The organism is Peribacillus loiseleuriae, assembly GCF_001183985.1.
In the GTDB taxonomy this organism is placed as follows: Bacteria; Bacillota; Bacilli; order Bacillales; family DSM-1321; genus Peribacillus; species Peribacillus loiseleuriae.
In genome coordinates this window covers 1,750,130-1,770,711 of the sequence record NZ_LFZW01000001.1, presented here as the reverse complement: position 1 = coordinate 1,770,711, position 20,582 = coordinate 1,750,130, and the positions used below count along the sequence as shown (strand labels likewise).

The following is a 20,582-nucleotide window of genomic DNA, read 5'->3' as shown; positions in this document are numbered from 1 at the left end:
AGGAAATCAGATAATTAGTAGGGGCATTGACATCTTTTCCTCCATAAAAAGAACCTGCTTGGCTATCCAAACAGGAAATTCTAAACTTCATTTTCATCTTGGTTCTATGATTAGTTTTATTGCTGTTCTTTCTTCCCCATCAATCTTAATGTCTGTAAAGGCAGGAATACAAATCAAGTCCATTCCACTAGGAGCTACAAATCCTCTTGCGATTGCTACTGCCTTGACAGCCTGATTTAACGCCCCTGCACCAATAGCTTGTATTTCCGCGGTTCCTCTCTCTCTTAGAACCCCTGCTAGGGCGCCTGCTACAGAGTTAGGATTAGATTTTGCTGAAACCTTTAATATTTCCATTCCTAGTCCTCCTTGTTTTCCCTTACCTGTTTGAATCGTGGCTCAAAAGGTATGTCTCTATCCACTGCTACTATATTCATGAATAAAAACAGGTATGACAAGAAGGGAAAATAAAGTGAAACTAACCATTAGCAACGGTCTTTTCGCGAACGGTTAGTCCCGTTCTACTGTCGCTAAGATCTTCGCTTTCGCTTCGATCAATCGACAGTACGAACCCGAATCAATGAATCACAGACTAAATACGCCGTGTCCTCATGTCTTCGTCCGTGTGACCCACGTCCCGTGGGCGCAAACTTACCTTTGAAAACCAATCAGGCATTTACGGACCGTTTTTTCTGTTTATATTCTTCAAATTTCTCTACATAAAATCCTAGTATGATGATGTTACTGTCCATTAATGCGGGGTAAAGTGAAAAACAGCCCGCTTACGCAAGGCTGTTTTAATGATTAATGAAAAAACGGGTGATCGTCGTTTATCAATAATCGATCTATTTTGTTTGCTTTTCCAGTTTTTTCATCAATGTCTATGATGACTGCACTTAAGATTGTTCTTCCTTCTTTTGGTACTTCAAAACGTACAGGTAGACTTGTTAAAAAACGATGGATGACAGCGTCTCTCTCCATTCCAAGAATTCCATCGTACGGACCAGTCATCCCAACATCAGATAAATAAGCTGTGCCCTGAGGAAGAATCCGATTGTCTGCCGTTTGAACATGTGTGTGGGTTCCTACGACTGCCGACACTTTCCCATCGAGGAACCAACCCATTGCTTGTTTCTCACTCGTAGCTTCTCCATGAAAATCAACAAAAATTATCGGTGTACGTTTTCTAGCTTCTTCTACAAGCTCTTCTGCTTTCACGAATGGACAATCTAATGCAGGCATAAATGTTCTTGCTTGTAAATTAATCACAGCAATCTCTAATTGATTTAACTTGATATATTTTATCCCTGCACCTGGGGTTCCTTCTGGAAAATTTGCAGGACGCACGAGATTCTTTGCAGATTCAATAAATTCAAAAATTTCACGGTTATCCCAAGCATGATTTCCAAGCGTCACAGCCTGCGCTCCAGCTTCAAGAAATTGCCGATAAATCTTCTCGGTGATTCCGCGACCCCCAGCAGCATTTTCCCCATTTATTATGGTAATTTGCGGTCGATATTTTTCCTTGATTTTCGGTAAATATTCTTTCACCATATCTCTTCCTGGTGAACCCATTACATCTCCAACAAAAAGCAATTTCATAGTTAATTCCTTTCTAAAAACCAAACTTTAATGATACTATTCTGTTCTATTGTACCACATATCATTGCCTAACCTTTCACGCTAACAACCACAATGAAAAGCACTTCACCCTTTCATCCATTAGTGAAACCATCATCGGTCATTAGCTACTAAAAACAAGTTATTCTAACATATTAGCCAATGAAACATGTCACAGTCAGGTGTTCAATTAGACATCAAAGCTCATAGGAAAGATTAAATGCCTTGTTCAACCTCAGGCATAGCAACTGTTTGGATAATCTTCTCCCTATCTGATTAATTGGTTCTAGCCTAGAGGTAAGGCTGTTTGTGCTAGACAGCAAAATTCATCGAAAAAGCTTATACGTATTCTTTATAAGAAAAACAAAGCGTTGGACCCCGAGGGCCCGAACGCTTTGTTTATTTTGCATATTCAACTGCTCTTGTTTCACGTAGCACTGTTACTTTAATATGTCCTGGGTAATCTAACTCTTCTTCTATTCGCTTACGGATATCCCTTGCAAGTCGATGTGCCCCCAGATCATCAATTTGTTCTGGTTTTACCATAACTCGTACTTCACGACCAGCTTGAATAGCAAATGATTTTTCCACTCCATCATAGGACTCAGATATTTCTTCCAGCTTTTCGAGTCTTCTGATATAGTTTTCGAGCGTCTCACTTCGAGCACCCGGCCTAGCTGCTGATAAAGCATCTGCAGCAGCGACTAGTACAGAAATAATCGATGTCGGTTCAGTATCGCCATGATGAGAAGCGATGCTGTTGATAACTACTGGGTGTTCTTTATATTTCGTAGCCAATTCTACACCAATTTCTACATGGCTACCTTCCACTTCATGGTCAATCGCTTTTCCGATATCGTGAAGAAGTCCTGCTCGACGCGCAAGCGTTTCGTCTTCACCTAGCTCAGCAGCTAATAAACCAGATAATTGTGCAACTTCTATGGAATGCTTCAAGACATTTTGACCATAGCTTGTACGGAATTTCAAACGACCCAGAATCTTAATAAGGTCAGGATGAAGTCCGTGAACACCTACTTCAAATGTGGTATGCTCTCCGATCTCTCGGATGTGTTCATCCACTTCACGTCTTGCTTTGTCCACCATTTCTTCAATGCGTGCTGGATGGATACGACCATCCTGTACAAGCTTCTCTAGTGCTAGACGAGCTGTTTCACGTCTTATTGGGTCAAATCCAGATAAGATTACTGCTTCAGGCGTATCATCAATAATAAGATCGATTCCCGTAAGCGTCTCAAGAGTCCTAATATTCCGGCCTTCTCGACCAATAATACGACCCTTCATCTCATCGTTTGGAAGATTGACAACTGAAACGGTGGTCTCAGCAACATGATCAGCAGCACAACGCTGAATTGCAAGTGAGAGAATATCTTTTGCTTTTTTGTCAGCTTCTTCTTTTGCGCGGTTCTCTGTTTCTTTAATCATAAGAGCAATATCGTGTGCCAGCTCATTTTCGATACGATCAATAATAATGGCTTTTGCTTCATCACGAGTCAGGCCTGAAACACGCTCAAGCTCTGTTTGCTGCTTACGAACCATCTCATCCACTTTGCTTTCCATCTCTTCAATATGCTGTTGTCTTTGGTCAAGAGAATCTTCCTTCTTTTCCAAAAGAGTTTCACGTTTATCTAACGATTCATCTTTACGGTCAAGGTTTTCTTCTTTTTGTAATAATCGATTTTCTTGTTTTTGTAATTCAGATCTTCGTTCTCGAACTTCACGCTCGGCATCTGAACGAGTTTTGTGAATATCATCCTTCGCTTCCAATAGGGCTTCTTTTTTTAGAGCTTCTGCTTCCCTTTTTGCATCTTCAAGAATTTGTTCAGCAGAATTTCTCGCCCCTGCTATTTTGTTTTGAGTAATGTTCTTAAAAACAAAATAGCTAACAACTGCACCGACGAATAGGCCAAGCAAACTGGAGATGATGAGTTGAATAGGTTCCATCGTTTCACCTCCCCTTGCTATGAACTTTTACTTAATAAAGTTGAACTGTCGGCAAGTACATTGTACATGTCTTCAATATACAGCACTTGGCTTTTCAAAATTCTTCATCTTAAAAAATATAAAATATACATGTTAATTGTATAGTTGAGAAATTTTATTGTCAAGAGTTTGCAAAGACTCTATACATGAATATTCAGAACGGTTCCAAAAAGTTAAAAATTATCCTTACAACCTTAACTTTTTTGCCTTATTAGCGAAATAACCTTGCTAAACTATGCTATTATTTTTGACCAAAAATTACCATTCTAAACCATGTTTACAAAGAAAAGAAGCCTAGTTTGTCATCAGGCTTCTTTTCTTTGGCACATTTATTCGGGCAGGCTCATTTCTTCCTGTTCTTTCTCACTATCTGCAGGCAATACATGTTCACCATCTAGATTATAATGATTACGAATTTTCTGTGCTATTTCAAGTTTAATAGTTTTGTTTTCTTTTAAGAATAGCTTAGCATTCTCTCGGCCTTGCCCTAGTCTTTCGCCGTTATAGGAATACCACGAACCGCTCTTTTCAACGATATCTAATTCTGATCCCATATCAATGATTTCGCCTTCTCTGGAAATTCCTTCACCATACATAATATCTACTTCTGCTTGCCTGAATGGTGGCGCTACCTTGTTTTTAACGACTTTAATTTTCGTTTTGTTACCTACTATGTCACTACCTTGTTTCAATTGTTCTGCACGGCGCACTTCAAGCCTTACTGTTGAATAAAACTTCAAAGCGCGGCCCCCTGGAGTCGTTTCAGGATTTCCAAACATTACGCCAATTTTTTCACGAACTTGGTTAATGAAAACAGCAATCGTATTGGATTTATTAATTGCACCAGATAGTTTTCTAAGTGCCTGTGACATCATCCTAGCTTGAAGACCCATATGAGAATCTCCCATTTCACCTTCAATTTCAGCTTTAGGTACGAGCGCAGCCACAGAGTCAATGACGATAATATCTACTGCACCACTTCGCACTAATGCTTCAGCGATTTCAAGTGCCTGTTCACCAGTGTCTGGCTGTGAAAGCAACAACTCATCAATGTTGACCCCCAGCTTCTGTGAGTAATCTGGATCCAGTGCGTGCTCTGCATCAATAAATGCAGCTGTACCTCCATTAGCCTGTACCTCTGCAATCGCATGTAAGGAAACCGTTGTTTTACCAGAACTCTCTGGACCATATACTTCAATAACCCTACCTCGAGGGTATCCGCCCACTCCTAAAGCTACATCCAATGCTAATGAACCGCTTGAAATTGTTGAAATTCTTCTATCTGTTTGTTCTCCTAACTTCATGATGGAACCTTTACCAAATTGTTTTTCAATTTGTTTCAATGCCATTTCTAATGCCGCTTGACGATCGCTCACTCAAGTTCCTCCTCTATAGGTTAATCAGCTTGGCTGATTAGATAATAAATTTTTAAGATAAAGCAGTAGCTCGCCCCAGGCTTAGTATACTAGGGGAAATACCCAAACTTCTATTCTAATTCGACTTATAAAAAAGAAAGGGAGAAAACAAGAATACATTCACGCATTTCTATTTGTGATGATCTTTAATCCATCTAAAATGCTCGCTTGGTTCCCTCTTTGATGTCTATCTCTACTATATACTCTTTCCTTTCATTTGCCAAGCAAAAAACGAACATTCATTCGTTTATTTCTAAAGTTATAATAACTTAAAAACAGCATTTCTGTCTAGCAAAAAATCTATTTCCAATTAATAAATACTTTAAAAATGCAATTTTGATTATATATTATTAAAAATGACGGTTGCATTATTTAACGATGCAATCGAGGGCTCAATTTAACTCTTTCTTCTTCTACAAGCTAAAAAAGTTTTAATAATAATATTCCAAAAATAAAAAGAGGTTGTCTTAAAAGCAAATTTCACCCTTTAAGACATCCTCTTGTAAAATTAGATAGAAAGATGGTTCAATAGATAATGGCAGCCGTATTTTACGCTTCTTATTCTGATCTGTGCTCTGCTACCAGAGAGGTTTAGTTTCTTAACCTTCGAATGCCCTTTGCGAAAAGCTATACCTATAAAGACGGTTCCTACCGGCTGATCTTCCTGTTCATCTGGTCCCGCTACTCCAGTAAAGCTGATTCCAACATCTGCATCGAGCTGTGTTCGAATATTTTCGGCCATTTCGATTGCGCATTGCTCGCTTATGACACCATATGCAGAAATGGTTTCATCGCGAATTTGAAGCAAATTAGATTTAGCATCATTTGTATAACTAACGATTCCGCCTTTAAAGACTTTACCGGCTCCAGGTATTGTCGTTAGTTGCTCTTGGAACATCCCACCAGTCAAACTTTCGGCAGCGGCAATTGACATACCTCTTGCAGTTAACTCTTTTACCAGCTCCTTAATTAAAGAAGTCTGGTCGCTTCCATAGTAAAAGTCTCCAACACGATTCATTATTTCTGCTTCAGTTTCGCCTATCAGCTGATCACATATTTCTTTTGACTCATGCTTAGCCGTAATCCTTAGCGTCACTTCACCATCGCCTGCAAGTGGAGCAATCGTCGGATTGGTTTGATTTTCAAGCAAGTCATCTATCTTCGTCTCTAACAATGACTCTCCAATTCCAAAAAAGCGCAGTACCTTTGATTCAATGCGTTCTTGTTTATCTAGCTTTTCCATTAACCTTTTATACCCATATGTTAAGAACATAGGCTCTAACTCTTTTGGAGGTCCGGGTAGTAACATATATGTCTTATCCTTTAAAGTAAGAATCATGCCAGGGGCCATTCCGTGATCATTTGCAAGTACATCCGCATGTTCTAAAATGAGTGCCTGCTTTTTATTATTTTCTGTCATTTCTCGTCCAGTCTTTGTAAAATACGCTTGGATAGCTGTTAAAGCATGATTGTCAAAAACAAGATTTTTTCCTAAATGACGGGCAATCGTTTCTTTCGTCAAATCGTCCTTGGTTGGTCCAAGTCCGCCTGTAAAAATAATGAAGTCAGCACGAGATTCTGCAATCTCGATAACAGATTGAAGCCGATCGCTATTATCCCCTACGACAGTATGGAAATAAACGTTAATTCCTATTTCTGCTAGTTGCTTTGATAAAAACTTCCCATTCGTATTGGCTATTTGGCCTAGTAGTAATTCAGATCCAACCGCAATAATTTCTGCGTTCATTTCCATCCCCCACACATTCGATTACTTAGAATTAATAAATACAGTTTTGTTTTTCGCGAAATAATCCCATCCAGACCAAACAGTAAAAACTAACGCAATCCATAAAGTGATGTTAGCGAATGGGAATGAAATTAAAACAAAAGGAATATTATGTAATAACAAAGCTGAAATAGCTACAATTTGTGCCCACATTTTTATTTTCCCTAAAATATCGGCAGCAACTACTTCACCTGTTCCTGCAAGTACAAGCCTTAAGCCTGTAACGGCAAACTCCCTACTAATAATGACAATAGCAATCCAAGACTGATTGTACATTAAGTCCAAATCAATTAATACAATTAATGCTGCTGAAACGAGTAATTTGTCAGCAAGAGGATCGAGAAATTTCCCAAGATTTGTGACCATATTGTATTTGCGGGCATAGTGTCCATCTACCCAGTCTGTTGATGCAGCAAGAATAAAAAGTATAGCCCCTACTAAATGATTAACTGGAAGAATGTAGTCCCCAAGCATCAACTCGCCCCAAGAAAAGGGTACGAGCATAAGAATCACAAAAATAGGTATTAAGATAATTCTTGATATTGTTATTTTATTTGGTAAATTCACAATAGTACCCTCCAAAATTGAATAGCATAAGATTCATTTCTTTATACTACAAGCGAAAAATAGCCATCATAAAGATGACTATTCAGCTTTTGTAAATTGTATCGTTACATTTTGAACGTCTTTCTCTGTTGGAGAAATGGCATATTCGACTTTTTGATCATTAGCGAAAATCTCCGTTTCATAGGCTCTTCCTGTACGGATGACAACTTCGGATTCATTCGTTGCATCAATTTCTTTGGCTTCTCCAGATTTTATAAGTCCATTAAATAGCGTCTGGCCGCTACCATTTTTCACTTTAACCCATGCTTCCCCTGTAGAGGCAACTTTCAATTTGAATGTCGCGGCGTTTTTCAGGGCATATGTGCTGTTCGATCCGCTGGTACTGATAATGGCTAATTCTTGGGTTGGTGCTGCTTCCTCAACAACCTTTTCTTTTACTGGCACATCGTCTTTAGACTTGTCTGTTTTATCAGTGCTTTTGTTTTCATTGACGTCTGTGTTACTGCCTTTATTTAGCGGTGAGTTATCAGGTTGACCGTGATCCACAACACCCGTACTATCGTCAACTACATTTGGCTTTTCATTTGGAGTAAATTTCAAATACAAGAAATACAGTAAGACTATGATTCCAACGAAAAATAATAGCCCCAATATTTTTGGAAATAGTTCCATCGCCTTTGAAGTTGTCGGTGAAAGCGTTCTTCTTGATTGAACGCGTGACAACTCTGGTAATTCGTCATGATAAATGGCTGGAACCTCATTTTTATATTGATCAAAAATCTCCTCTGGTTCAAGTTCAACCGCTTCACAATATTGTTTAATGAACGCCCGTACATAAAACTGACCCGGCATCATCGAATAATTGCCTTCTTCGATTCCTACCAAATAACGTTTTTGAATCTTTGTTACTTCTTGCAAGTCATCTAAACTTAAACCCTTTTCTTCTCTAGCTTCCTTCAATCTGTTACCTAATTCCGTCAAATCAAACACCTGCCAAATTAAAAATCAAATGAACCAAACTCTGACCCTTGTAATTGATCGTTTTGGTTTACTACTTCATATGTAATTTCTTCATAAGGAGTATTTCTTAACTCAATGATGTAATCAAAATCCTCAAGTTTGTACTCCGAATTTTGAACGAAAATATCTGGATGTTCAATTATTTTCACTGCATTTAGCCTCATGATTTCCCGAACTAGCTGCCAGTGCCTTTCATTGGCGCGTCTTGTAGAGACAATCCCGTCTAAAATAAATATATTATTATTATTGTACTCATCTTCAATAAGCTGACTGCGGATCGTTTGTTTAAGCAATGTGGACGATACAAATAACCAGCGTTTATTCGCACAGACACTAGATGCGACAATCGATTCTGTTTTCCCAACCCTTGGCATTCCACGAATCCCAATCAATTTATGACCTTCCTGTTTAAATAGTTCAGCCATAAAGTCTACAAGAATCCCTAAATCATCCCTCACGAAACGAAACGTATTTTTTTCATCTGCATCCCTTTGTATGTATCTACCGTGTCTGACAGCTAGTTTATCAAGCACATGCGGTTCTCTCAGCTTAATTACCTTTATTGTATCCATTGTCGATAGAATTGACTCAAATCTCTCAATATTTCTGCTGTCATTAGCCAGCAAAAGCAAGCCCCTTCTTCCTTCATCAACACCATTAATCGCTACGATATTTATCGATAGCATACCAAGTAATGAAGAGATGTCCCCTAATAAACCTGGTCGGTTTTTTTGTATTTCATATTCAAAATACCATTCTTTATTCTCCACTATACACACTCCTTATCAAGAAAGGGGAACCTAGACTTTTTATCATATTTAAAGATTACGCAATTTATCAATGAAGAAGAGATTTTTCCTAAAGAAACCCGATTTCATGAAAATAAAATTGTCTTGTCTCTATAATATAGCATTTCAGTAAAAGTTAAAAGGGAAAACATTACTTAACTTAATTTAAGATGATTCTCTACGTACCTAGATTACATGTTAATGAAAAAGGATGATTCAATTAGTCAGTCCCTCTAATTTGAGGTCCAAAACTTCTGAATCATCCTAATGTCTTTAGCTCGTGCCGTTGTTGTCGACTAACTTAACCATCAAGCAGGCAATTGCATGCTTTTCATCTTCATTTGCTACCGACCACAGATCAGATAGTACACGTTCCTGATCGTTTTTGGGATCTACTTGATTTGCCAGATAGTCCCCAATCTCAATAGCCAAGCCAGTTATTGCATCTTGGGAAAGGCCTTGCTTCTCCCCTTGGTTCAATCTGTCTCCTAAAAAGTCTTTCCATTGATCCCAGTTTTCTAATACAGACATTGATTATCATCCTTTCTTTAATTGGTACCATGTTAGCATATGAAAATAGATTATTTTTTATACAGGAAAGTCACATGTACCAACCACCGTTTACCCCTATGATTTGCCCAGTCATATAGGAGGCCTTCTGAGAGAGAAGAAATGCGACAACATCAGCAATTTCATTTGCTTCACCGATCCTTCCCATTGGAATGTCTCCCTGCAAGATTTCAAGTTCCTCTTCTGTAAAGGATTCTAGCATGGCTGTTGCTACCGCTCCAGGCGCAACAGCATTGACCCGGATACCATTTAGCGCTGTTTCCTTGCTCAATGCTTTAATGAATGCATTTTGCCCACCCTTGACCATCGAGTAAAGCACTTCACATGCGCTGCCTGTCTGTCCCCATATTGATGTAACCGCGACAATTGAACCTCTATTTCTCATTAATTTAGGGAGTAAGTTTCTTGTTAGCTGAAAAGGGCTTGTCACATGAAGCTGAATCATTTGCGCAACAGTAGAGTCATCCATATCGGTCATTAATCCATAAAAGCTATTGCCACTATTTAAAACAATCGTATGTAAAGAAAAGATTTGATTGCATAAATGCTTATACCCATCAACATTACCTAAATCAGCCTGTATCGGAATAAGTTCGATATCATAAGATGATAATTCCTTAATAAGTGCAACAATTGCTTCTTCATTCCGATTGTAATGGAGATACAATGAGTAATTTTCTGCTGCAAGCTTTCTTGCAATTGCGCTTCCGATTCCTCCACTTGCTCCTGTAATAAGTGCAAAACGTTTTTCCATCTTTATTCCCTCCTTGAAACCACTACAAAAAAGAACAGCTCATACAAAGAAAAATCATTTGTATGAGCCATCCTCAAAAAGCTTATTTAGGCAGCACCTGACAAACCGTAATAAATTTTTCTTCAATCAATTTTTCAGTCGTAACCTTGACATCATTAAACTCAATTTGTTCAAGCACTGGTACGACATCAAATAAATTCATATCATTAAAGGCGTAACGAGTAAATTGGTTCGCGATATATTCAGGGGAATTTAATGAACGTAAAAACAAGCCGATTCGTTTCTTGATTACTCGTTTCATGCTTTCTTCACTAATCCCTTTCCCTGTTTTTGCCTCAAAGAGGATTTGTTTCAACTTTGCTGTTAATTCGTCAGGATGTTTCGTATCTCCTCCTATTAACGCAAATCCAAAGCCATTCTCTTGGGTAAAGTCATAGGAAAATGTTTGGTCAATTAACCCGTTCGTATACAGTTCTTCATGAAGAGGCGAGCTTTTCCCCAATAACATTTCCAGCAAGATGCTTACGGTTAATTCTTTTTTTAATAACTCTTGACCGCTAAGATTGAGATCTGCCGATTTAATTCCGAGCATAATTTTCGGTGTTTGAACACTCATGTGTAATGTTCGGTCTTTCATCGCTACATCTGAAGGCTCCGTTTCAAATTTACGGTTAATTTCTCGTGGTGGTTGGAATTCCTTACCTTCTTGATTGTTGCGGATTTTCTCCATAATTTCTTCTGGTTCTACAGGTCCGACAATAAATAACAGCATATTGCTTGGATGGTAAAAGGTTTCATAACACTCATAAAGTAAATCCTTCGTAATGTCAGCAATGGATTCAACTGTTCCAGCAATATCAATTTTCACAGGATGGTTATGATACATATTTTCAATGGTTCCAAAATAAAGACGCCAGTCAGGATTATCATCATACATCTTTATTTCTTGACCAATAATCCCTTTTTCCTTTTCCACTGTTTTATCAGAAAAATAAGGATCTTGCACAAAGTCAACGAGTGTCTTTAAGTTAAGATCAAAGTCAGAAGTACTAGAAAAAAGATATGCTGTTCTTGTAAAAGAAGTAAAGGCATTGGCAGAGGCACCTTGCTTACTAAACTGTTGGAACACGTCACCATCTTCTTTTTCAAATAGCTTATGCTCTAGAAAATGTGCAATGCCATCAGGTACTTTTGCATAGTTTTCTTTACCTAGAGGAACAAAATGATTATCAATCGAACCATATTTCGTCGTGAAGGTCGCGAAAGATTTATTGAACCCTTTCTTTGGTAAGATATATACTTCCAACCCATTCGTCATTTTTTCATGGTATATTTCTTCTTGAAGTTGTTCAAATGTTATTTTCTCCATTCTTTACACCTCCGTTCCTTTCATGAAATAGATGGTATCTAATTCAACTTTTTGAGCAACCGCTATGATTTCCTCTTTCGTAATGGCTTCTGTTTTTTTCAGCCATTCTTCCAAAGAAACGGCATAACCAGAAACAACATTATGATAAAGTATTTCTACAAGACCGCGAGCTGAATCAACCGTTTCTAATAGTTGATTTTTGATTACTGCTTTTGTTTGAGATAATTCCTCATCACTGAAATTCCCTTGTTTCATTTCCTTCATCTGCTCATGAATAATGTCAACAGCTTGATTATATTTGGCTGATTCAATGCCCGACATAACCATTAACAAGCCTTTGTGGCTTTCTAAACGAGACGCCGCATAATAAGCCAAACTTGCTTTCTCCCTGACATTTATAAAAAGTTTTGAATGAGAAAAACCTCCGAATATTCCGTTAAAAACTTGTAAAGCATAATAGTCAGGATCTCCATATACAATATACGTGCGATATCCAATATTTAATTTACCTTGTTTAACATCCATTTCCTCAATTTTTTCCTTCACTTCGTTTACTTTTTTCTGTACACTGTTCATTCTTGCGGGCTCTCGATTAGGAAGCTTGAAATGTTGATTGAAGAGCTTCTGAACTTCTATCTCATTAATATCACCTATTACGTAAACATCCATTTCATCTTTCGCGAGCGCTTGCTTGTAATAACTATACATTGATTCCGCTGTAATGTTGTCTAATGACTCGATATCCCCCAATGCGTCTATACCATAAGGCTCTTCTTCACACATTACTTCCACAAGACGAGTCGTTGCATACCGCATTTTGTCATCATATATGGATTGTATTCTCTGTTGAAGCGATCTTTTTTCATTATTAAACGTCCCTACATCAAAGCTTTCGCCATCCTTTTTCGGATTAAATAGTACCTCTGCTAAGAAGGCAATCCCTTTTTCAAGTAAAGGCTCCGAGTCATGAAGGAATTTTTCATTGGCAATTTCAAAGATAAAACTAATGACTTGATATTCCCCTTTTTTGGCAACATCTACATAAAAACTCGCACCGTATAATTCATCCAAATATGAACGTAATGTTGGTGTCGTCTTGTATGTAGCTGTATTACTTTGCAATATATACGGAAGCAATGAACGATATGTCGCTGTTTCACTTTTTAGAGGTGCTTTCATTTTAAATACAAGTGTATTCGTTTTGTATTGAGCTGTTTTGACGATATGCAATGAATAGCCAGGGTTTTTCTTTATAGTGTCAAGAGAGATTCCCATTTTATAGTCCTCCTCATTCATTTTTTATCTTTATATTGTTTGTTAGTTCAAGTGCTTTTAAACCTATTAGAAGAAATTGAGTGCATACGATTTTTCTTCTATAACTTTTCTCTTCTTCTAAAATATACCTTGTTTAAGAAATTTCATGCAAGTATCATGATTTTTATTATTTTTTTTAAGGATTTCATACTATTTTAATGAATACAAAAACAAAAGTGGAAGCGGCGGTCTAGATGCGACTTGAAGGGGGGCGATTGCGAATGATGCGTATAGGTATAATACAACTTCCATATAAAGAACGTCATCTTATGCGCTAAGCAATAAAAAAACGAGGGTGGCCCAAAAGCAAAGGGGTCAGACCCCGCAACAACTAAATTCAGTATTAATATAAGTGTATGGAACACTACATACTGATTTAGTGTGCGAGGTCAGACCCTTATGAGACACCCTCGTTCAACTAATTATTATCTTTTGCCTTTAATATAAGGCAGACCTGATGCTTTCGGAGCGTCTGCGCGACCAATAAAGCCAGTCAAAGCGATAATGGTTAACACATATGGTGCAATCAATAAATAAACGGATGGGATATCTTTAAAAAATGGTAAGCTAGCTCCAACAATACTTAAACTTTGTGCTAAACCAAAGAATAATGCTGCACCCATTGCGCCAAGAGGATGCCATTTACCAAAAATCATTGCAGCAATTGCCATAAAACCTTGTCCGTTAATCGTGGAGTGACTGAATTCATTGGATACTGTCATTGCATGGACAGCTCCGCCGATTCCAGCAAATGCACCTGATAAAAGGACACCAGCGTAACGAATTTTTGCAACATTCACTCCCATTGTATCGGCCGCCATTGGATGTTCGCCAACAGCTCGAATACGTAAGCCGAATGGCGTTTTGAATATAATATACCAAACGACAACGGCTAAAACAATCGCAATGTAAGAGATATAATATCCGTTAGAGAAAAATATTTTCCCTATAATCGGAATATCACTTAGGAATTTGACATCAACACGATCAAAATTTTCTGTAACCATGTCTGTTTGCCCTTTTCCATAAAGCTTTTTAACTAAGAAAAGAGTAAGACCAACAGCCAACAAGTTGATTGCAACCCCACTGACCGTCTGATCAGCACGAAACGTAATCGATGCTACGGCATGTAGGAGGGAAAAAATTGTTCCCGCAACCATGGCGACTAGCACAGCGATCCAAGGTGTAGCAGCTCCAAATACATCAGCAAATGTCAGGTTAAACACAATACCTGTAAATGCTCCAATTACCATTAAACCTTCTAAGCCAATATTTACAACACCTGTACGTTCTGAAAACACACCGCCAAGCGCAGTGAAGATAAGTGGGGCTGCAAGACCAATCATTGATGGAACAATAATTTGCAGTACTTGATAAAAGTCCACTTATTTCACCCCCTTTTTATTAATTCGGTTTAAGATCCAGCGAATGAAATAGCTAGATGCAACAAAGAAGATGATCAGAGCAATGACGATGTCTACGATTTCATTTGGAATGGGCGTTTCAACCGGAATATTCAGAGCCCCAGCTTTTAAACCACCAAATAAGAATGCTGCAAGTACAACACCTATTGCCGTATTAGCACCTAGAAGGGCAACGGCGATTCCGTCAAAACCAATTCCAGTAAATCCGCCTTTTATCGAAGCATAACCAAATGTCCCAAGTCCTTCCATCGCACCAGCAAATCCAGCAAATGCTCCTGAAATAACCATTGACATCATAATGTTCCGGTTTACATTCATTCCAGCGTATTCAGATGCATGTTGGTTAAAACCAACTGCTTTCAGTTCAAATCCAGTTGTCGTTTTCTCAAGAATAAACCACATAATGATGGCACAGATCATCGCAACAATGATTCCCCAGTGAAGGCGTGAACCATCCGTTAATCCTGATAAAAATGGCGACCTTAATGTTGCTGTTGCAAAGATATTATTGGTCTTGTCTAATTTATCAGTTAACACATAGGAAATAATATAATTGGTCACATGAAGAGCCGTGTAATTAAGCATAATCGATACAATTACTTCATGTACTCTGAATTTGGCTTTTAATAAACCAGGAATAAATGCCCACACAGCCCCCGCTAATCCACCGACAAGAATAGCGAGCGGCAAATGAATCAACATCGGCAGTTCAAAAGTTGTCCCCACCCAAACGGCTGCCAACCAACCGACAATAAGCTGACCTTCGACACCAATATTGAAAAGACCTGTTCTAAAAGCGAATGCTACTGCTAAACCAGCTAGTATGTACGGCGTAACTGTTCGGATTGCTTCTCCAAGAAAATATGAATCACCAAAAATCCCATACAAAAGTGCTGAATATGCGTCAATCGGATTATATCCACTGACAAGCATAATAATGGCTCCTGCTAATAAGCCTAGCACAACCGATAAAACGGGTATAAACAAACCGGACATTTTTTTAACCATGAGATTTTCCACCTGCTTCCATACGCTTGCTTCCAGCCATCATCAATCCTAGCTCTTGCTCAGTTGTTTCTCTTGGATTGACGATAGCAACAATTTCCCCTTCATAAATAACCGCCACTCGATCACTAACATTTAAGATTTCGTCAAGTTCAAATGAAATAAGTAAAACAGCTTTCCCATTATCACGTTGTTCGATTAAACGTTTGTGAATGAACTCAATCGCGCCAACATCAAGACCACGTGTCGGTTGTGCTGCAATCAATAGATCCGGATTACGGTCTACTTCACGTCCTATGATTGCTTTCTGCTGATTACCACCTGATAGTGCACGGGCAGGCGTATATTCGCTTGGAGTTCTAACATCGTACTCTGAGATAATGCTTCTGGCTTGATCATAAATCTTCGAATAATTTAAGACACCTGATTTAGAAAGTGGCTTTTGATAATACGTTTGTAAGACGATATTTTCACCAATGCTATAATCCAAAACCAATCCATGTTTATGACGATCCTCTGGAATATGTCCTACACCAGATTCACTGATTTTTCTCGGTTTTAAATTTTGTATTTCTTTACCATTAATTTTAATAGAACCACTAATCGTTTTTTTCAACCCAGTAATGGCTTCTATTAGTTCTGTTTGACCATTCCCATCAATACCTGCAATTCCGACTATTTCACCAGCTCTAACCGAAAGACTTAAATGATTAACCGCTTGGATTCCACGGGCGTCCTTGACACTAAGACCATTAATATCTAAAACAACATCTGCTGGTGCTGCTTCTTTTTTCTCCGTTTTAAATACAACATCACGTCCAACCATAAGGCTCGCCAAAGAATTCGGGTCTGATTCACTTACATTAACCGTACCAATCCCTACACCTTTACGCATAACGGTCACGCGATCACATACCTCCATAATTTCTTTCAATTTATGAGTGATCAAAATAATCGATTTTCCTTCGTTAACAAGAGATTTCATGATCATCATTAATTCTTTGATTTCTTGTGGTGTCAGTACCGCTGTAGGCTCATCAAAAATCAAGATTTCAGCACCACGATACAAAGTTTTTAGGATTTCGATACGCTGCTGCATTCCAACTGAAATGTCTTTAATTTTCGCATCAGGATCGACACTAAGATGATATCTCTCAGAAAGCTCTCTTACCTTTTTACTGGCATCTTTTAAGTTGATTTTTCCAGCTTTGGAAGGTTCTTTACCTAGGATAATATTTTCTGTGACAGTAAAGGGATCCACAAGCATGAAATGTTGGTGAACCATCCCGATCCCTAAATCATTAGCAATATTAGGATTTGTAATTTTGACTGGTTCACCATTTACGCGAATTTCTCCTTTTTCTGGCTGGTAAAGACCGAAAAGAACGTTCATTAACGTTGTTTTCCCTGCTCCATTTTCCCCAAGCAAAGCATGTATTTCTCCCTTTTTTACTTGTAATGTTACATTATCATTTGCAACTATACCTGGGAATTCTTTACGAATATTGAGCATCTCTATTACATATTCCACGCGTAATCAACTCCTATAATTAAGTGAAACTTTCTACTAAACCTTTGGCTCACACTTATCGAAAACATCATTTCTCAACAATCGGAAATTTCATCCCATAAGCGAGGCGACTACTCTTATCGTGTGTTCGCTCACTAACGGATTATGAGTAACAGAACTATTTTTAAATACACAAATGATTGATTGGATGAGTCAGGTATTCATAATAATTTCCCCGCAGTCCATGTTATGAAATAAAAGTGATTTTTTAATAAAGAGGTAGATAAACACCATGCTTCTACTATCTTTACATTAGAAAAAATCAAATGAAAAACTATGAATGATCATAGCTTTTCCTTCAGTTTTTTCAAAATACATCAAATTAAATCCCCATAAAAAGAAGGAATAAAAGGCAAAGTGCTTGCCCCTTTTATTCCTTCTCCCTTTAGTTCAATATTAGAATCCCATTGCTTCGTATTCTGCTTTCGTCTTAGGAACTTCAATTTCTCCAGCTTTAATCTTTGTGATATATTCATCAACAGCTTTTAGAGCCTCTTCAGAAACATGGTCTGTATGCTCAGAAATTGCAATAGCGTTTTCTTCAAGACCATATTCCACGTTTTCTCCACCTGGAAATTCATTATTCATCGCTTTTTTAGATATATCTTGAACTGCAACGTCAACACGTTTAACCATTGAAGTTAAGGTAATGTTTTCTTGTTTGCCTTTAACTTCTACAGCACCTTCATCATACTGGTCACGGTCAACACCGATTACGTAGATTTCTTTGCTAGGATCTTGTTTCTTTAAATCTGTAGCTGCTTTAAATACACCTAAACCTGTACCTCCTGCTGCATGATAAATGATATCTGCTCCAGAAGAATATAAAGTGTTCGCAATAGCTTGTCCTTTTTCAGGTGCACCGAAGCCTCCTGCATACTGGATGACTACTTCGGCTTTAGGATTTACTGTTTTTACCCCAGCGATAAATCCTGATTCAAACTTTTTAATCAATTCACTGTCCATTCCACCGACAAAACCAACTTTATTGGTTTTCGTTGTTTTTCCGGCAATTACCCCTACAAGGAATGAGCCAATTTGTTCTTTAAATGTAATACTTGCGACATTATCCCCTTTAGCTACTGCGTCAATAATAGCGAAATTAGTATCTGGACGAAGTGCAGCAACTTCTTCGATCGAATTTTGAAGTAAGTATCCAACTCCGAATACTAAGTTATAGTTTTGTCGGGAAAGTTGGGTTAAGTTCGTTGTATAATCAGCGTCTGATTTAGATTGAAGGTATGTATACTCTTTTTTCTCAGTAAAATTATTTTCTTTACCGAACGCTTTAAGGCCTTCCCAAGAAGATTGGTTGAAAGATCTGTCATCAACACCGCCAATATCCGTTACCATAGCCACTTTAAATTTGCTGCTTTCTTTTGATGCCCCTTCATCCTTTTTACCATCATCTGAACCACATGCAGCCAACATCGTTCCAGTGGCTAAAACAAGTGACATCACTAACCCCATCTTACGCTTTTTCATAATTTATACCCCCTATATTTAATTGATACTTAGTAGAAATGCTTGTAACGACTAATTGTCTACGTTTCCATCGCTTGTAAAAAATTAGATTCGTTTACGAAGCACATGAAAACTAAACACATCCGCCTTAAAATAATTGACTGAATATAGAATTGGTTCATCCTTATCATCGAAGTGCATTTGCTTTAAAACAAGCAGCGCAGCTTCAGGTTCACATTCCAGAATCGGAGAAACCTTCTCATGATAGCCGATCGGCTCAATTTGAGCGACCGCATGAGTAATCGTACGGTTAGATTCTCTTTCAAGAATATGAAAAATCGATTCTTCACTGTATGAGAAGTTCCCTTTAAGTATACTTGCGGGAATCTTATCGATACAATAAACGACTGGCTTGCCATTCGCAGTTCTTACTCTTTCAATCACTACAATCTCCTCGTCTATTGAACAAGAAAAACGGCGGATATCATCGTCAGTCGGTTCCAGGGTTGTAGAGCTCAAGAAAATAGTTCCTGGTTTCATCCCTGCTTGCTTAATCATATTCGTGACACTATTAAGCTGCTCGATTCCTGAGCTAAACACAGGTTTGACATGCACAAATGTCCCAACCCCATGCCTTCTGATAATTACGTTTTCTTCTTCAAGAATTCGTAACGCTTCACGTAGAGTAGCCCTACTTACGCCGAGTTTCTTCGCAAGGTCAAATTCTGAAGGTAATTTCTCTTTCTCTTTATATGTACCCTCTTCAATATCCTGCTTGAGGTGATCGATTACTTGTAAGTATAAATGTCGATGATCAGACTTAATAGACATGCAGGTTCCTCCAACTTATTTTCTTCAGACTTCAGACCTCTGAGGTATAATCATTCCTACTAATCCAAAATACTATACCATTTTTCCTTTTATAAATAAATAGAGATTTTCAATTTGTCGAAAAATAACGAATAAGATCTTATTGCTTTTTCAGAAATTTCGCGAATTTTGAAATCAACGAAATATCCCATATGTATTATTATACATTATCTTTATTCATCTTTTATCTAAGGAATTTTCATTATCCGATTTTCCCTTTTTTGTATCAGTATCATTCATGCTTAAAATAATAATTAACCAAATATTAAGAATGATTAATCGTTTATATTTATTCATTTTTTTTAATAAGCTAGATTCATGCTTAACACTTTTATTTTTGCGTTTTTTGCCTGAACATTCTTTTTATCAAATGGGAATAGGTCATACTATTGCTTAGATTTTTCAGTATATAACCATATTATGGATATTACCTTCCGTTATTTCTATTTAATATTTTGTTCGGCATACTAAACAAGAATTATGAGGTATAATAATATAGACAAGCTTTTGGAAGGATGATTAGATGGTAATGATTACGGAGTATAGTATTGAAAAAATGAAAGATCCATTTGGGATTTTAACGGGGGAACGGTATGAAGTATTGCTTGATATTGCAGTCCCTGAAGATGATGAACTATTTACGGAAGCAGGAATTTACATTCGTGTATTATATAAAGTAGAAGATAGTCAATCAACAATCATTAAATATGATCTACTTGAAAGAGGAACAGATAAACTGCTGGACTTCGAATTAGAAGATGAAGAGATTGAGGCTGTTCGAGCCTTTTGTATTGAACACTTAGCTGAAGCTTTATAATCTATAAGGGCTGTCTCAAAAAAGAAGCTCGCCTCGTACTCTTTATACAGGATAGGTGCTACATTCACTTTTTCTCTGTAGTTAATTTCGAGGCTGTTTCTTCGTTTTTGAGACAGCTTATTTAAGTTGTTTATTAATTAACTTGAAAGTGATACTAGATTTTTTCTAAAAAATCTAGTCATTGAAGATTAACTACTCCATCTTAGTTGCTTTACTTCCTTCAATTTAATA

18 protein-coding genes are annotated in these 20,582 nt (G+C 37.6%); 1 reads left to right on the top strand and 17 read right to left on the bottom strand.

The features are described from left to right. Nucleotides 1-93: 93 nt before the first annotated feature. The 17 genes from spoVS to AC625_RS08070 form a co-directional block, all read right to left on the bottom strand. Nucleotides 94-354: a stage V sporulation protein SpoVS gene (gene spoVS, locus AC625_RS08150; protein WP_049680854.1), complete on the bottom strand. Its 261-nt coding sequence runs from the start codon at nucleotides 352-354 to the stop codon at nucleotides 94-96. 447 nt (nucleotides 355-801) lie between these two features. Further along, a complete protein-coding gene (locus AC625_RS08145) occupies nucleotides 802-1,599 on the bottom strand; it encodes a TIGR00282 family metallophosphoesterase (RefSeq protein WP_049680853.1) in 798 nt (265 codons plus the stop codon). Nucleotides 1,600-2,016: 417 nt separating this feature from the next. Further along, nucleotides 2,017-3,579, bottom strand: coding sequence for a ribonuclease Y (gene rny / locus AC625_RS08140; RefSeq protein WP_049680852.1), 1,563 nt, complete (start codon nucleotides 3,577-3,579; stop codon nucleotides 2,017-2,019). Between the two features lie 368 nt (nucleotides 3,580-3,947). Then, nucleotides 3,948-4,994, bottom strand: coding sequence for a recombinase RecA (gene recA / locus AC625_RS08135; RefSeq protein WP_049680851.1), 1,047 nt, complete (start codon nucleotides 4,992-4,994; stop codon nucleotides 3,948-3,950). A 547-nt stretch (nucleotides 4,995-5,541) separates the two neighbouring features. Next, nucleotides 5,542-6,780 carry a competence/damage-inducible protein A gene (locus tag AC625_RS08130; RefSeq protein WP_049680850.1) on the bottom strand — a complete coding sequence of 413 codons (1,239 nt, stop codon included), beginning with the start codon at nucleotides 6,778-6,780 and terminating at the stop codon, nucleotides 5,542-5,544. A gap of 21 nt (nucleotides 6,781-6,801) precedes the next feature. Next, nucleotides 6,802-7,386, bottom strand: a complete 585-nt coding sequence (pgsA, locus tag AC625_RS08125; RefSeq protein WP_049680849.1) for a CDP-diacylglycerol--glycerol-3-phosphate 3-phosphatidyltransferase — start codon at nucleotides 7,384-7,386, stop codon at nucleotides 6,802-6,804. Nucleotides 7,387-7,464: 78 nt separating this feature from the next. Continuing rightward, nucleotides 7,465-8,376, bottom strand: a complete 912-nt coding sequence (locus tag AC625_RS08120; RefSeq protein ID WP_245644949.1) for a helix-turn-helix domain-containing protein — start codon at nucleotides 8,374-8,376, stop codon at nucleotides 7,465-7,467. A gap of 8 nt (nucleotides 8,377-8,384) precedes the next feature. Then, nucleotides 8,385-9,176: a DUF3388 domain-containing protein gene (locus tag AC625_RS08115; RefSeq protein ID WP_049680847.1), complete on the bottom strand. Its 792-nt coding sequence runs from the start codon at nucleotides 9,174-9,176 to the stop codon at nucleotides 8,385-8,387. Between the two features lie 291 nt (nucleotides 9,177-9,467). Then, entirely contained in the window at nucleotides 9,468-9,725 is a 258-nt protein-coding gene (locus tag AC625_RS08110; protein ID WP_049680846.1) for a DUF3243 domain-containing protein, read from the bottom strand. Between the two features lie 70 nt (nucleotides 9,726-9,795). Further along, entirely contained in the window at nucleotides 9,796-10,518 is a 723-nt protein-coding gene (gene ymfI, locus AC625_RS08105; RefSeq protein ID WP_049680845.1) for an elongation factor P 5-aminopentanone reductase, read from the bottom strand. A gap of 82 nt (nucleotides 10,519-10,600) precedes the next feature. Further along, a complete protein-coding gene (gene yfmH, locus AC625_RS08100) occupies nucleotides 10,601-11,887 on the bottom strand; it encodes an EF-P 5-aminopentanol modification-associated protein YfmH (protein WP_049680844.1) in 1,287 nt (428 codons plus the stop codon). Nucleotides 11,888-11,890: 3 nt separating this feature from the next. Continuing rightward, entirely contained in the window at nucleotides 11,891-13,162 is a 1,272-nt protein-coding gene (yfmF, locus tag AC625_RS08095; RefSeq protein WP_049680843.1) for an EF-P 5-aminopentanol modification-associated protein YfmF, read from the bottom strand. A gap of 464 nt (nucleotides 13,163-13,626) precedes the next feature. Further along, nucleotides 13,627-14,586, bottom strand: coding sequence for an ABC transporter permease (locus AC625_RS08090; RefSeq protein ID WP_156187446.1), 960 nt, complete (start codon nucleotides 14,584-14,586; stop codon nucleotides 13,627-13,629). Further along, nucleotides 14,587-15,633 carry an ABC transporter permease gene (locus AC625_RS08085; RefSeq protein WP_049680842.1) on the bottom strand — a complete coding sequence of 349 codons (1,047 nt, stop codon included), beginning with the start codon at nucleotides 15,631-15,633 and terminating at the stop codon, nucleotides 14,587-14,589. Then, nucleotides 15,626-17,161: an ABC transporter ATP-binding protein gene (locus tag AC625_RS08080; RefSeq protein WP_049680841.1), complete on the bottom strand. Its 1,536-nt coding sequence runs from the start codon at nucleotides 17,159-17,161 to the stop codon at nucleotides 15,626-15,628. The genes AC625_RS08085 and AC625_RS08080 overlap by 8 nt, the downstream gene beginning before the upstream one ends. 435 nt (nucleotides 17,162-17,596) lie before the next feature. Beyond that, nucleotides 17,597-18,685, bottom strand: a complete 1,089-nt coding sequence (locus AC625_RS08075; protein ID WP_049680840.1) for a BMP family lipoprotein — start codon at nucleotides 18,683-18,685, stop codon at nucleotides 17,597-17,599. Nucleotides 18,686-18,769: 84 nt separating this feature from the next. Beyond that, entirely contained in the window at nucleotides 18,770-19,495 is a 726-nt protein-coding gene (locus tag AC625_RS08070; protein ID WP_049680839.1) for a GntR family transcriptional regulator, read from the bottom strand. 562 nt (nucleotides 19,496-20,057) lie between these two features. Between AC625_RS08070 and AC625_RS08065 the strand changes: the two genes are divergently transcribed. Next, the gene (locus AC625_RS08065) at nucleotides 20,058-20,351 is read left to right on the top strand and encodes a DUF6509 family protein (RefSeq protein ID WP_049680838.1); all 294 of its coding nucleotides are present in this window, start codon (nucleotides 20,058-20,060) and stop codon (nucleotides 20,349-20,351) included. The last annotated feature ends 231 nt before the right edge of the window (nucleotides 20,352-20,582 follow it).